The sequence below is a fragment of the Novosphingobium sp. KA1 genome (assembly GCF_017309955.1).
Classification (GTDB): domain Bacteria; phylum Pseudomonadota; class Alphaproteobacteria; order Sphingomonadales; family Sphingomonadaceae; genus Novosphingobium.
In genome coordinates this window covers 1378924-1392767 of record NZ_CP021248.1, presented here as the reverse complement: position 1 = coordinate 1392767, position 13844 = coordinate 1378924, and the positions used below count along the sequence as shown (strand labels likewise).

The following is a 13844-nucleotide window of genomic DNA, read 5'->3' as shown; positions in this document are numbered from 1 at the left end:
GCAGAGCCATGGCCCGCATCCTCAGTGTCCTTGCCGAGACGTTCCCGCTCCTGCGCCCGTTCCGCATCTCGCGCGGGGTCAAGACCGAGGCCCAGGTGGTGACCGTCGTGCTTGAAGAGAACGGTGTGATCGGGCGCGGCGAATGCGTGCCCTATCCCCGTTACGGCGAGAGCGTGGATTCCACCCGTGCCGCCATCGAGGGGCTGCGCGGAGCGGTGGAGGCGGGCGCGACCCGGGCCGATCTGCTGCGACTGCTGCCTTATGGCGCCGCCCGCAATGCGCTGGACTGCGCGATGTGGGATCTTGAGATGCAGCAGGCCGGCACCGGCATCGGCGCCGCGCTGGGGCTGCCGGCGGTGTTGCCGCCGGTGGCGACGGCGCTGACCGTCGGCCTCGACACGCCCGAGCGCATGGGCGCGGCGGCCCGCGAACTGGCACGGGTGCCGCTCATCAAGGTCAAGGTCGATCGCAGCGATCCTGCGGCGCAATTGCGCGCCGTGCGGGAAATGGCGCCGCGCCCGCGCCTGATCGTCGATCCCAACGAGAGCTGGACGATCGACGAGGTGGCGAACCTGCAGGGGCTGATGGCGCAGCTGCGCGTCGACCTGCTCGAACAGCCGCTGCCGGCGGGCGAGGACGGGGAACTGGCAGGGTTCTTCTCGGCCATTCCGATTGCCGCGGACGAATCCGTGCATGTTGCCGAGGACCTCGAAACCCTTCCCGACGGCTACCGCGTGATCAATATCAAGCTCGACAAGGCCGGCGGGCTGACCGCCGCGCTGGAACTGGCCGAAGCCGCCAGAGCGCGCGGGCTCACGCGGATGACCGGCTGCATGGTCTGTTCCTCGCTGTCGATTGCGCCCGCGCTGGTGATAGCTGCGGACAGTGCCTTCGTCGATCTGGACGGGCCGGTCTGGCTCGCGCAGGATCGCCAAGGCGGGGTGACATGCGAAAGTGGCATGCTGCTGGGGCCCGAACGTGGTTTCTGGGGCGGACTTGAAGCCGCGCCTCGGGGCACTGCGGGCTAATTACCAAGGGTCGCGGGTCACGCATTGGAGTCTTGATGAAAGCCCTGTTTCGTAGCTGGTTAGGCGTGCCGCTGTGGCGGCGGGTGATGATCGGGCTGGCCTGCGGCGTAGCGATAGGGCTGTTCTGGCCGGCGGCGACACCGTGGATCGGCTGGATCGGCGAACTGTTCGTGCGGCTGATCCGCATGCTGGTGGTGCCGATCGTCTTTGTCAGCATCGCCTCGGGGGTGACCGCGCTGGCCGACCCGCGCAAGCTGGGGGCGGTGGGCGCGCGCACGGTGCTGCTCTTCGCGGCGACCACGGCCTGCGCGGTGAGCATCGGCATGATCGTCGGCCTGCTGGTCGAACCGGGGGCGGGAGCGGCCATCGGCAATGCGCAGGCCCATGCGCTGGGCACGCCCAAGTCGGTCCACGACCAGCTCATGGGCATCGTCCCGGTCAACATCGTCCAGTCGCTCGCCGATGGCGACATGCTGGCGATCATCTTTTTTGCCATGGCCTTCGGCTTCAGCACGGTGCTGGCGGGCGAGCCGGGCAAGCCGGTCGCGGCCTTGCTGCAAGCGGCAGGGCGGGTGCTGTTCCACCTCGTCACGCTGGTGATGGAAGTCACGCCGTTGGGCGTCATGGCGCTGATTGCCGGTGCGGTGGCGGAAAACGGCGTGGCCGTCTTCACCAACATCGGCATGCTGGCGCTTTGCGTGGTGCTGGGGGTGATCGCCCAGATCGTGCTGGTGCACCTGCCGCTGATCAAGCTGGCGGCGCGACTTTCCGTGCGCGGCTTTTTCCGCGCCGCCTTCGATGCGCTGGTGGTGGCCTTCTCCACTGCCTCCTCGGCGGCGACCCTGCCGGTGGCGCTGCGCATCGCGCTGGAAGACCTGGCGATCGAGCCGGGCGTCGCCTCCACCGTGCTGCCGATCGGCGCCAGCATCGGCAAGGACGGCACCGCGATGTACGTCGGCCTGCTCAGCGTGTTCAGTCTTCAGGCGCTGGGTGTCCATGTCGATGCGGTCATGCTTGCGCTGGTGCTGCTGACCGGATCGCTGGCCGCTTTCGGTACCGCGCCGATCCCTTCGGCCTCGCTGTTCATGCTGGCGGCAGTGCTGGCGGCGGTGGGCGTCTCGGCCGAGCAGACCGCGCTGGTGGTGGGCTTCGTGCTGCCGTTCGACCGGCTGCTCGACATGACCCGCACGGTCGCCAGCGCCAGCGCCAACCTGACCGTGACCGCCACGGTCGCCCGGCTGGCGCGGGATGAGGCGCCCGCCCGGTCCTAGCCGGATCCTTCGACCAAGCCGGCGGGCAGCAGGGCGAGGTTCTGAATCGCCCCCAGCCCCCACTGCGCGGCGCTGTTGGTGGAAAGCCCGGCGATCTCGACTTGCCCTGCGCCTACGGAGCGTGCCGTAAGCCGGTCCGGCAGCTCGCCCGCGTGAAACTCGGTCCAGGCCCGCCGTGCCAACGCCGCATCGCCCAGTGCATGGGCGGCATAGGCGGTGAGGCGTGAATGGGCCTGCCGCAGGTTGTGGCCGCGCGGTGGCTCACCGAAGCGCCGCTTCCAGTCCGCGGCGGGCGCATTGTACCAGGCACAATAGTCGATCCAGGCGGCGCGGTAGCGCGGCGCATCGACCAGCGGCAGCACTTCGGCCATGATCTCGACCACGCCGAACACGGCATTGAGGTGGCTGACGCTGATCTGCTCGCCGCCGGAGACGAAGCGGCCGCTGGTCAGGTCGAAATTGGCGCCGCCTGCCCACCACTGGAGCGGCAGGGCGGCGATGCTGTCCATGCCGGCCAGGATACGGTCGCGCCAGTGGCGCTCGCCGGTGCGTTCCCACTCGGTGAACCAGGCGGCGACCAGGCTGCCCCAACTGGTGCCGAACTGCAGCTGGATCACGCCTTCGGGCAGCCCCTGCGGCTTGGTCACCGCCGCGATGCCGCCGGGCGGCAGCGATTCCGGGGCGCGGTCCGCCACCTTGCGGCCGATGTCGACTTTCTGGAGCGCAAGGTCGGAGTGGATCAGCGCGCGCATCAGGTCGCCCACGCGTTCGTCGCCGGTGAGGTAATAATAGATGCGGCGATAGGCCGCGTTGGAGACGCGCGGCTGCTTCGAGCTGTCGCTCCAGTGCTGGACGCCGTGGCGGGTGCCGAGCCCAGCCCACGGCCCGGCGTGGTAGACATCGACTTCGCCGGTATGGCGCGTCATCGCCTCGGCCATGCGAAACAGGTCGGCGCGGCCGGTGCGCAAGTAGCTGTACCAGAGCCAGAGGTCGGTCGAGAGTTCGCTGTTGTCCCAGGCATAGCCGCCGATGTCGTAGCGCCACTGGTGCCGGTCGGCATCGTAGGTGTGCATGACGTCGCCGTGGTTCCAGAAACCGTACCAGTGCCGCCGTTCGATCTCGCCCTGATAGTGGCCGAGCAGCAGGTCGTTCTGGCGTTCCACAGCCTCGGCCGCCGGGCCGCTGGCGGCGGGCAGGGCCCAGTCTCCAAACACCCCGGCAGCGCGGATCTGAGCGGGGCTGGCCTGAAGGCGCGGCGGGCGGGCGACATGGGCAGCGTAGCTTTCCAGTGTTGCCGCATCGGGCGTGGCGGGTAGCGCCCAGAGCCAGAGTTCATTGGTGCGGGCGATGCCCTTGGCGGAATCCCAGCCCGGCTCGTAATCCTCGTAAGTCACGTCGAGACCCCGGTTCTGTGCCGGATAGTCGGTCATGCCCAAGACGTCGCGGTAGGAGCGCATGTCCATCGCCGGGGCATCGGGCGCCCAGAGCCATGCAGTAAGCTGGGCCTCCTCGCCCGTCGCCCCGGCAATGTCGAGCTGGACCGGATGGCGCTTCCAGAAGTCCGCCATGCCGATCGCCGCCCCGCCCTGCGGCGAGCCGACATAGGCGAGCCCCCGCGCCCGGTGGCCTTCGAGCGACTGGATCGGCGCGCGGCCCTTGCGGGTGCGCTTGGTGAGCAGAAAACCTTCGGACGAGCCCTGGAACAACCGGAAATCGCCCCAGGCGGGAATGCTCTCCAGCAACGGCGCGAACGTTTCGGGCAAGGCCGCCAGATCGGGCACGGCGCGGCCGTCGATCTGGGCCTGCCGGAACGCCTCGCCGGGATCGCGGCGCAGGCCGGTCAGCGGGCGCACGGCTTCGGCAAAGAGGCTATTTTCGGTAGCAAGGCGGACATGGCGATCATGCAGTCCTCCGCGCATGGGTACATGTGCGGTGACGCCAAGGCCCGAAAGGAAATCGTGCTCGGCATCGCCGTCCCAGATCACGCTGTGGACGATCCGCACGGCCTCACTGCCGCTGGTGAAATAGAGGCGCAGGCTGAACGGCAGCCAAGCCCGCGCTGCTCCGGCATGGATGCCGTCGACCTTGAGCACGGCGCGGACCGGGCCGGTTTGCTCGACGGTCACGCTGTCGATGCGGCTGGTGAAATGCTGCTGCGAGAGGGTATCGGCCTCTTCGCCCGAGGCGGCATCCTGCGCGCGGGCGACCAGCGCAACGTCGCGGAGCAGCACCCGGCCCTCGCGCTCGGCAGAGGCGATCACCGCGCTGCCGGTTTTCGGCACCCGCCAGCGGGTGGGGCCGACCGTGACGATCACGGCTTCGGCCAGCTGCTCGACCGAGACCGTTTCGCCCGGGTTCGCGGGGCGTCCTGCGGTGATCTCGACCTGCTCCGGCGCATGATGCCCCGCAGGGAGCGCATGGCCGCTCCACTTGATCGAACCGTCCGGCCAATAGGCGAGCGGCCAGCTCTGGACCGGCAGCGGCGCGCCGTCCTCCGTTCGCGCGGCAAGGCGCCCCGCATGACGCAGCGTGCCGCGCGGCCAGGGCACGCCGAAGCTCTGCCCGGCGTCCCATGCGGGCGCGGTGCCGTCCAGCCAGTGCAGATCGATGTCCGGCACGCGCGAGGGCGCGGCAAGCACGCGTGCGGGCAGACAAAGTGCGCCGCCGCCAAGGAGGGTGGCACGCAGCACGGCACGACGAGAGCAAGGCATCGACATTCCTCAGATCAAACGAGGCGGGAGACGGTGAAATTGCGCAGCCGCAGATGGCTGGCGGTGGTGCGCAGCGCGAAGCGACCGCTGGTCAGGGGGCGGGGATCTTCGAAGGCGAACAGTGCCTGTCCGTCGCGGAAGAAGCCGATGTGCGGTCCGTCGGCGGTCAGGCGGATGCGCTGCCAGCGGTTGGCGGTGAGCATGTCCGCCGCGCCGCGCCGGTCGTTTTCCGGCAGCAGCGGCCGCACGCCGGGCGTGCCGACATAGCGGCGAAAGCGTGTGGTGGAATTGCCGTTGCCGCCAAGGCCCGCGTAGTAGGTTTCGAGGGTGTCGTAGTCCTCGAACTTGCCCGAACGCGGGCGGGCCAGCGCATCGCCTGCGGGCGCGGCAGGATCCTGCGCCATCCAGAAGCAGTTGAGGTCGCTCACCCGGTCAAACGCGCCGCCTGCGGAGACGGCCTGCGCCTCGTAGTCGATGGCGATCCGGCCTGCGAGGCGGGGCAGGAACCACAGGGTCAGCCCGGCGGGCGCCTCGATATCGAGCACGCCGTCCGCCACGGAAACCTGTGCCGGGGCCTCCGCCTCGACCCGCCACTCGCGGAGGCCGTGGCGGAAGTCGTCGGTAAACAGCCTCCGATCACCGCCGCGTGCGAGGGCCGGGACCGGCAGGAGACAGGCTCCCGCCAGCCCCGCGACCACCGCGCGTCGGGACAGGTCCGGAAGCGTCACAGCTTGGCCCGCACGCCGAAGTAGATGCGGCGGCCATAAGTCTCGATCACGTTGCGGCGATAGACGCTGTTGGCGTTCTCGATGCGCGTGGAATCGGTGAGGTTCACGCCTTCCAGGAACACCGAGACATGCGGGTTGATGATATAGCTGGCCGAAGCGTCGAACTGGCCGAAAGCCTCGCCGAACGAGGGGTTGTTGCCGCGATCGACCGCGTTGATCAGGTAGCGGCTGCGCCAGTTGTAGGACCCGCGAATGGCGAAGTGCCCGTCGTCATAGAACACCGAGGCATTGTAGCTGTTGCGCGAGACGCCCGGGAACGGCAGCGAGGCGCCGGTGAAGTAGTCCTTCCCTTCGTAGCCGCTGTCGGTGTTGAAGGTGTAGTTGGCCGTCACGCCGAGATTGCCCAGCAGCCCCGGCAGGAAGTCCAGCCCCAGCTGCGCGCCCGCCTCGAAGCCCTGGATGGTGACGTGCTGGGTGCCGTTGATCGGCATCTTGATCGTATAGACCTGCCCGTCGATCTCTTCCTCGTGGCTGGCGGTGTCGATGAACGACTTGATGTCCTTGCGGAAGCCGGTGATCGAGACGTAGTTCGTGCGCGAAATATAGTATTCGAGCCCGAGGTCGTACTGCCAGGCCCGGTAGGGTTTCAGGCCCGGATTGCCGCGCGATCCGGTGAGGCCGACCGAGTCCAGCTTGACGTTGGGGGCCATCTGCGAAGGCGCCGGGCGCGCCAGCACGTCGGACGCAGTGGCGCGCACCACCAGCTTGCGCGGGATCACTTCGGCGCGCAGGTTCAGCGAGGGCAGCAGCACGGTATACTCGCCGGTATAGCGTGCCGGCGTGATGACGCCGTCGGTGCTCTGGCTGCCGGTCGAGACGGTGCGCGTATGCACGAGGCGCGCGCCGACCACGCCGGTGAGGTCGAAGCCGAGGTCGGCCTTGAACGCACTCTGGACGTATCCGGCGACCGTGCTTTCCTTGACCCGGTAAGTGTCGAGCGGGGAGATGCTGGTGTAGGGATCGGGAATGCCGACCGCATTGGCGAGACTGTTGCCCAGGTTCCACCACCGGTCGATGCCCGAGAAGCCGAGATCACCGGTCTTGAAGAAGCTGCCGTCGCCCATGCCGCCATAGGTGTCGAGCAGGCTCCGGATATTGGCGAGCTGTGCGGCGGGGGTGGTGGTGGCGAGTACTTGCGTGCCGCTCACGCCCGAGCGGGTCAGCGTGGTCTGGCCGGTGATGCCGTTCAGCGTATAGACCGCGTTCTGGAAGCGGCTGCTGGACACCAGCTGGTTCAGTTCGATCCCGCTCTTGAGCGAGGTGAGGAATCCATTGCCGTCGGGGCGGTACTCGGCATCGAACTTGCCGCCGGCCTCATGCTGGCGGTTGAGGCGCGGGCGGGCCTCGACGGACAGCGTGTTGATGCCCTCGGTGGTGGTCGTGTCGATCGGCAGGATGATCTGCGGCGCGTGCTGCGGGTTGTCGTAGTCGATGGTGATCCACGGCAATGCGTCCTTGCCGGAGACCGAGGCGGTCACGTCCACTTCGTCATTGAGCACGCGCGAGGCGGCATACGTGCCGCGTGCGGAGAACTTGAACTTGCCGGTGGTCCACTCGGCGCCGAGAATGCCGTTGAAGGTGCGGCGGTTGAGCGTGCCGATCACGCTGCGATAGTTCACGCTCGGTCCTGAACCGGCGTTGGAACCGTTGATGAACGTCACCGTCTGCGCGGTCTCGTCACGGATGACGACGCTGGCGGGATCGATGCCGCCGTTTGCCACCGACTGGGTGGTGCTGAGCTGGAGGTACTGGTCGTCCGAGGTGGTGTCGCTGCGGGTGTAGGTGCCTTCGATATAGGCGCGGAAATCGTCGTTCGGGCGCCATTCGAGAATGCCGTTCACCGCATAGCGCTTGGTTGGCTCGGTCGCGGTGATGTAACGCGGGATGTCGGGGTAGAAATCGCCGAAGCCGCTGCCGTCAAGGTCGACGCAGCGGGCCTGATTGCGGCCCGAGAGGCAGTTTTGCGCAGCAGGCGTGGCGGGCTGCGTGGTCTCGACCTGGCGCCAGCCGGTGGTGCGTGCCTGATCGTAGCGGATCGTGCGGTTCTCGTAAGTGCCCGAGAGCAGCACGCCGATGGTATCGTGGGCGAAGAGCTTCGAGCCGATCAGCGCGAACTTGGGGTCCACCTTGTCGGCCAGTTCGTTGTAGATGCCCTGCGCGGAACCGGCGAGATAGCCGTCCCTGCTGTCGAACGGGCGGCGGGTGATGATGCGCACGGTGCCGCCGAGGCCGCCCTCGGTCATGTCCGGCGTGGCCGATTTCAGCACTTCGAGGCGCGAGACGAATTCAGCGGGCAGGTCGCGGAAATCGACCGCGCGGTTGCTGCCGTTGCCGGCCGCTGCCGCGATCGAGGTGGAGAGTGCCGACTGGCCGTTGATCTCGACGCGGTTGAGCGAGGGGTCGGCGCCGCGAATGGTGATCGCTGAACCTTCACCGCCGCTGCGGGTGATCTGCACGCCGGTCACGCGCTGGAGCGCTTCGCCGATGTTCTTGTCGGGGAACTTGCCGACGTCCTCGGCCGAGATGGCGTCGACGACTTGCGCGGAATCGCGTTTCACGGCCAGCGAGTCGGCCAGGCTCTTGCGGATGCCGGTGACCATGATCTCGGCATGTCCGGCAGGATTTTCGGCCTTGTCCGAAGCGTTCGGGACCTGCGCTTCCTGCGCGAGGACGGACGTGCTGGTGAGCAGGAGCACGGCGGCTCCGGTGAGACGATACAAGATACGCACCCCTTTTTGTCGGACTAATCCGGGTGCGCATGGCTAATCTCCACTGATTTGGTTGACAATAAAGTTTTGCTATCCGCGTCCCAAGTTGGCGGAAATCCTGGAGAATTGCCGCAAGCCCTGGCCTTGTTCAGCCGGGAAGGTCATCCAGCTTCGGGGCGACGGCCATGCGGTCTTCCCAGGATGCGCGGCTGGCGAAACAGATGTGGGCATCGGGCACATTGGCGATCTCGTCATCGAGACTGCCGGCCGGCACCACCAGCAGGGCGCCGTCCATTTGAACGTCCATCTGCACGCAGGGCACCGGCGATCCGCAGACCGAGCAGAAGCTGCGGGCATGCCGGGTCTCGGGGAGGCGGTAGTGGGTGATCAGCTCGTTTCCGGCGCGCCAGACCACACTGGCGGACGCCGAGAACAGGTTCGCGGCATGGGCGGAGCCGGTGTCCTTGCGGCAGCGCGAGCAATGGCAGAGAAAGAAGCTCTCGAATGGTCCGAGGATTTCAAAGCGCACGGCGCCGCACTGGCAGGAGCCGGAGGTGATAACGGTCATTGCCCATGCCTTTGTCCGTTGGGGATACGGCATGCTGCGCCGGATCGCCGCGCAAGTACAGCTTGCGCGGCGATCCGGGTGTCCGGTCCTTTCTATGCTGCCGTGAAGGGATCGCTCGTCGTGGGGCGACCTGCCAGATCAACGCGTCCAGCCAGTCTGCGCCGCCAGGACGACGTGCCGTCGGCGGTGACCAGCACATCGTACCAGCCCTGCGTTTCCCGCAAGGAGATCGTGGCATGGCGCGTCATGACCTGCTTATGGCGGTGCTCGGCCGCGGGCAATGCGGTAGCGACATGCAATACCTGCGCGTGCCTTGGCTCCGGATCGGCGGCGTGGAGGTCGAGGCTGCGCGGCCCCAGTTGCCAATTGAGGGCAATCGGCGGATCGTCGTGGTGCCCGGCAAAGTGGCGGTGGAATCCGTTCGGGCCTAGCACCCAGAGGTCATAGCCGCCGCTTTCGCTCCAGTCCCACTGCCCTTCGATCCTTTGCCCCGCACCCACGGTGTAGCGGCGCGGCGGCTGGGCAAGCCTGTTGCGGTCGTAGACGTGGAAGACCGCGCCCGCGCCATCGGCGGCAAAACGCAGTACCGGACCGGCGGCGTCGATGCGGTCCGTCACCTCGAGCCGGTAGGGCAGTGCGCGTGAACGGCGCGGGCCGGGTTCCTGTGCAGGGTGCGCGCTTGCGGTGCCGGGGGCCGGGTCCGGCTGGTGCGTGATGCGGCTGGCCCGCGCGGCATCGGCGGCGGGATCGGGCAGCGGGGCGAAGGGATCGCGGTCCGGCGCGGTGAAGTCGAAGGCAGAGGTCAGGTCACCGCAGACGGCGCGGCGCCAGGGCGAGATGTTCGGCTCATGGAAACCGAAGCGGGTTTCGAGGAAACGGATCACCGAAGTATGGTCGAAGACCTGCGAATTGACCCAGCCGCCGCGGCTCCACGGCGAGACGACGTACATCGGCACGCGGGGGCCGAGGCCATAGGGACGCCCGCGCAGGTCCGGCCTGTCGATCTTGTCCTCGCCGGGGGCGGGGTGGCGGTGGTATTCGCCCGCGAGATCGATGGTGGAGCCGCCCAGCAGTGCGCCGTCCGCTGCTTGCGAGGGCGGAGCAGGCGGCGGCACGTGATCGAAGAAACCGTCGTTCTCGTCGAACATCACCAGCAGCACGGTGCGGGCCCAGAGGCGCGGGTTGGCGGTCAGGGCATCAAGCACCTTGGCCGTGTAAAGCGCGCCCTGTGCCGGGCTGGAGGGGCCGGGGTGCTCGCTGCCCTGCGCATCGGCGACGATCCAGCTGACTTGCGGCAAGGTTCCCGCCAGCACGTCCGCGCGCAGGCGGTCGAGCGCCTGGGTGGTGAGCGCGCGCTCCTTCAGCGCCGCGTCGCCCCGGCCCCGGTTCGCCTCGCGGTAGGTGCGGAAGCCGACCAGCGGGTTGTCGGTGAAGTTGTCGGCCATGTCCTGATAGATGCGCCAGTCGATCCCGGCGGTCTGGAGCCGCTCGGGCACGGTGGCCCACAGATAGTCGTCCGCTGCGCCGCCCTGTTCGGGGAAATTGTCGTGCGAATTGCCGATGGCGGGGCCGCCGTGGGTGCCTTCGGGATCGTTGGTTCCGGTCCACAGGAACAGGCGATTGGTATTGGTGCCGGTCTGGATCGCGCAGTGATAGGCGTCGCAGATCGTGAAAGTCTCGGCGAGTGCGAACTGGAAGGGAATGTCCTCACGCCGGTAGTGTCCCATGGCGCGACGGGTCTTGGCCTCGGCCCAGTTGCCCATGCGTCCCTCGTCCCATGCTGCCTGCGCATCGGGCCAGGTATGGGGCGTACCGGCTACGCGCATGACGTCGAAGGCGGCGCGGGTGTCGAGATGGAAGGGCTGGGTGAGGCGGGGGGCGCCTCCGCCGGGCCGGTCGAGCTGGTCCCAGACCGTGCGGGGCTTTTCGTCAATCGGGGCGAGCGGGATCGGGAAACGGTCACCCAGGCCGCGCACCCCGCGAAGGGTGCCGAAGTAATGATCGAAGCTGCGGTTTTCCTGCATCAGGATCACGACATGGGCGACGTCCTCGATCGAGCCCTTGCGCACGTCCGGCGCGATGGCGGCGGCACGGGCGATGGAGGCGGGCAGGCCGGCCAGCGCGGCGGCGCCAAGCAGGGAGCGGCGGGTGAGGTCGGCCATGGACTGTCCTTCGGGAAACGACATACGCGCCGCACCCTAAGGTACGGCGCGTATGAGATTACAGGTCGATTGTGGTGATCAGAAGTCGAAGGTGAGCGATGCCGTCACCGTGCGCGGGGCGCCGAGGAAGGCCGCACCGCCGCCGCCGCCGCCGAGGTAGCGCTTGTCGGTGAGGTTGGTGGCCTGGATCGTCAGCGAAGCGCCGCTCAGCTGGTCGGAAATGCGGTCGAGGTCCATGCCCACGTAGCCGCTGAGCAGGGTGTAGTGCGGGGCGACGTCGCCGCCGACATCGTCGATGAAACGGTCACCCACGTACTTGGCGGAAAGACCCGCCTTGAACACCGAGCGGCGGTAGTCTGCCGAGAGCACCCACATGTTGCGCGGCGAGCTGCTGACCTGCACGCCGGGCGTGATGCCGACGTCTTCGTCCTGCGCGGCATCGCCGGTGCCGATGTAGACGGCGTGGTTGTAGCTGTAGCTGCCCGAAAGCGTCAGCCCCATCGGGAAGCGGTAGGCGAGCGCCGCCTCGATGCCCTTGGAGCGGATGCCGCCGACGTTGAGGTAGACGCTGTCCTGCTCTTCCAGATAGTCGATGCCGGTCACCAGGTTCGACGAGATCGAGACGATGTGGTTGTCGAACTTGATGTCGTAGGCGGTGAGCGAGGCCTGCAGACGGGGCGTGCTGTAGCGGGCGCCGATCTCGATGCTGTCGGCGGTTTCGGGCTTGATGCGGTCGATCACTTCCTGCGCTTCGCCCAGCAGGCCGTTGCCGATCGACGAGAAGTTCTGCGCATAGCCTGCAAAGAGTTCCAGCCCCTCGACCGGGGTGGTCCAGGTCAGGCCCGCCGAGATCAGCGGGTCGGAGTGCGAGTTGCTGCGTGTGCGCGGCTCGCTCACCAGCAGTTCCTGGCGCTTCTGGTCGATGAAGTACTGCTTCACGCCGAAGGCGGCGGTGAGGTTGCCGTATTTCACCTGGTCCTGCACGTAGTAGACCAGTTCGTCGGTGTTGTAGTCGACGCTGAACTGCACCCAGTAGGGCTGGGCATCATAGGCGGTGCCGAGCAGCGGGTTCTTGATCTTGTGCCAGTCGCGCAACTGGTTGGCGGTGATGTTCTCGTACCAGGCGCCCGCCCGCAGGCTGTTGGTCACCTCGCCGAACTCGTGCGTCCAATCGGCATCGGCGGTGAAGCCGAAGCGGTTGTTGCGGTAGTGCGTGTGGCGATAGGACATGACGGCGGTGGCATCGTCGGCGTAGCAGGTCGGCGAATAGGCGGCGGGAACGCCTGCCGTGCCGGTGCAGCCGGTGATCATCGTCGCCGCCGCGCCGGTGGGCGTCACGTAGTAGATCTGGCCCAGCGACGAGCCGCCGTAGACGGTCGAGCCGCCGGCATATTCGCTTTCGGTCGCGCCGGCGCCGTCATTGGTGACGTTGACGAGGTAGGGCGGCATCCAGTCGCCCCGGCCGCGCATGCGGTGGTAGTAGCCGGTCAGCGAGAGCTTCACTTCGCCAAGGTCCGCCTTGCCGCGCAGATAGCCGAACAGGTTCTTGCGCAGCGCTCGCGAGCCGGAGCGGTAGTTCTGGTCGATATAGGGCAGGCCGGTCCAGGTGTCGGTATAGACGTCGTGGTTCGGATCGTTCTCGAACGAGGCGACCGAGACCGAGCCGAATTCTGCTTCGTCGGCATCGTCGTACGAAAGGAAGCCGGTGAGGTCGATGTTCGAGATCCGGCTGGTGATCTTGGCGCTCAGGTGATCGCGGCTGGTCTTGCCGGCACCGCCGATCCAGTCATGCGCTTTCGAGTGCGAAGCGCTGATATAGGCCTTGGTGTCGGGCGCGATCTCGCCGGTGTCGACGCGGGCGTAGAACTTCTGCGCACCGAAATCGCCCGCCGCGCCAGACAGGCGCACGCGGAAATCGCCCAGCGGGTCGGCGGTGATGTAATTGAGCGTGCCACCCAGCGCCTCGTTCGAGCGCGAGGAAATGTCGGCGGTGCCTTGCGAGACTTCCACGGTCTTGAGGTCGAGCACGTCGATGTAGCGGTTGGCCTTGGAGCCGCCGCCGTAGCCCGATCCGCCATTGGGAAGGCCGTCGATAGTGGTGCCGATCTGGGTGAAGCCGCGGATCGAGATCTGCGTCGCCCAGTCGGACGAACCGAAGGCATCGCCTTCCGAAACGAACACGCCGGGCAGTTCGTTGATGACGTCGTTGACGCTGGTGAGTGCCGACTGGCGCTCGATCATCTCGGGCGTCACGCGGGTGTTGGCGAAGTGGGTGGCGGTGCCGGTGACGACGATATCCTCGTCGGCCTGGGTGGCGGTGTCGGCGCCGGAGGCCACATCGGCTTCGGCTGCGCTGCCTCCGGCCTCGGTTCCGGCGTCGAGGGTCCGTATGGTCTGGGCCTGGGCATGCGTGGTCCCTGCCGCGATCGCCAGGATCGCGGTGCCGATCATCCAAGTCTTCATCAATGTTCCCCTGCGTGACGATTTCGCCATGGAATCGGCTGCTTGTCGATCCGCCTGACTGTCAGCGGCGAGCTAGGGCCCGGGAATTACGGTTGTGTGACATAATGTGGATTATCGAGATATAGGTGGATCAAAATGTGGGTTT

8 protein-coding genes are annotated in these 13844 nt (G+C 67.3%); 2 read left to right on the top strand and 6 right to left on the bottom strand.

Annotated features, from left to right (window positions below):
* Positions 1-8 precede the first annotated feature (8 nt).
* A complete protein-coding gene (gene dgcA, locus CA833_RS23900; RefSeq protein WP_207080451.1) occupies positions 9-1028 on the top strand; it encodes an N-acetyl-D-Glu racemase DgcA in 1020 nt (339 codons plus the stop codon).
* Positions 1029-1063: 35 nt separating this feature from the next.
* Positions 1064-2299 (top strand): dicarboxylate/amino acid:cation symporter, encoded by a 1236-nt coding sequence (locus tag CA833_RS23895; protein ID WP_207080450.1) that lies wholly within the window; start codon positions 1064-1066, stop codon positions 2297-2299.
* Here the strand turns inward: CA833_RS23895 and CA833_RS23890 are convergent.
* The 6 genes from CA833_RS23890 to CA833_RS23865 form a co-directional block, all read right to left on the bottom strand.
* Positions 2296-5010 (bottom strand): Tat pathway signal sequence domain protein, encoded by a 2715-nt coding sequence (locus CA833_RS23890; protein WP_242526468.1) that lies wholly within the window; start codon positions 5008-5010, stop codon positions 2296-2298. The two genes, CA833_RS23895 and CA833_RS23890, sit on opposite strands and share 4 nt — an antisense overlap.
* A gap of 14 nt (positions 5011-5024) precedes the next feature.
* Positions 5025-5738 (bottom strand): DUF6250 domain-containing protein, encoded by a 714-nt coding sequence (locus tag CA833_RS23885; protein ID WP_242526467.1) that lies wholly within the window; start codon positions 5736-5738, stop codon positions 5025-5027.
* Positions 5735-8527: a TonB-dependent receptor gene (locus tag CA833_RS23880; protein WP_370584591.1), complete on the bottom strand. Its 2793-nt coding sequence runs from the start codon at positions 8525-8527 to the stop codon at positions 5735-5737. The genes CA833_RS23885 and CA833_RS23880 overlap by 4 nt, the downstream gene beginning before the upstream one ends.
* Positions 8528-8654: 127 nt before the next feature.
* Positions 8655-9074, bottom strand: a complete 420-nt coding sequence (locus CA833_RS23875) for a GFA family protein (RefSeq protein ID WP_207080448.1) — start codon at positions 9072-9074, stop codon at positions 8655-8657.
* Positions 9075-9166: 92 nt separating this feature from the next.
* A complete protein-coding gene (locus tag CA833_RS23870; RefSeq protein WP_207080447.1) occupies positions 9167-11236 on the bottom strand; it encodes a phosphocholine-specific phospholipase C in 2070 nt (689 codons plus the stop codon).
* A 78-nt stretch (positions 11237-11314) separates the two neighbouring features.
* Complete coding sequence (locus CA833_RS23865; protein WP_207080446.1) at positions 11315-13699, bottom strand: TonB-dependent receptor; 2385 nt, start codon at positions 13697-13699, stop codon at positions 11315-11317.
* Positions 13700-13844 lie beyond the last annotated feature (145 nt).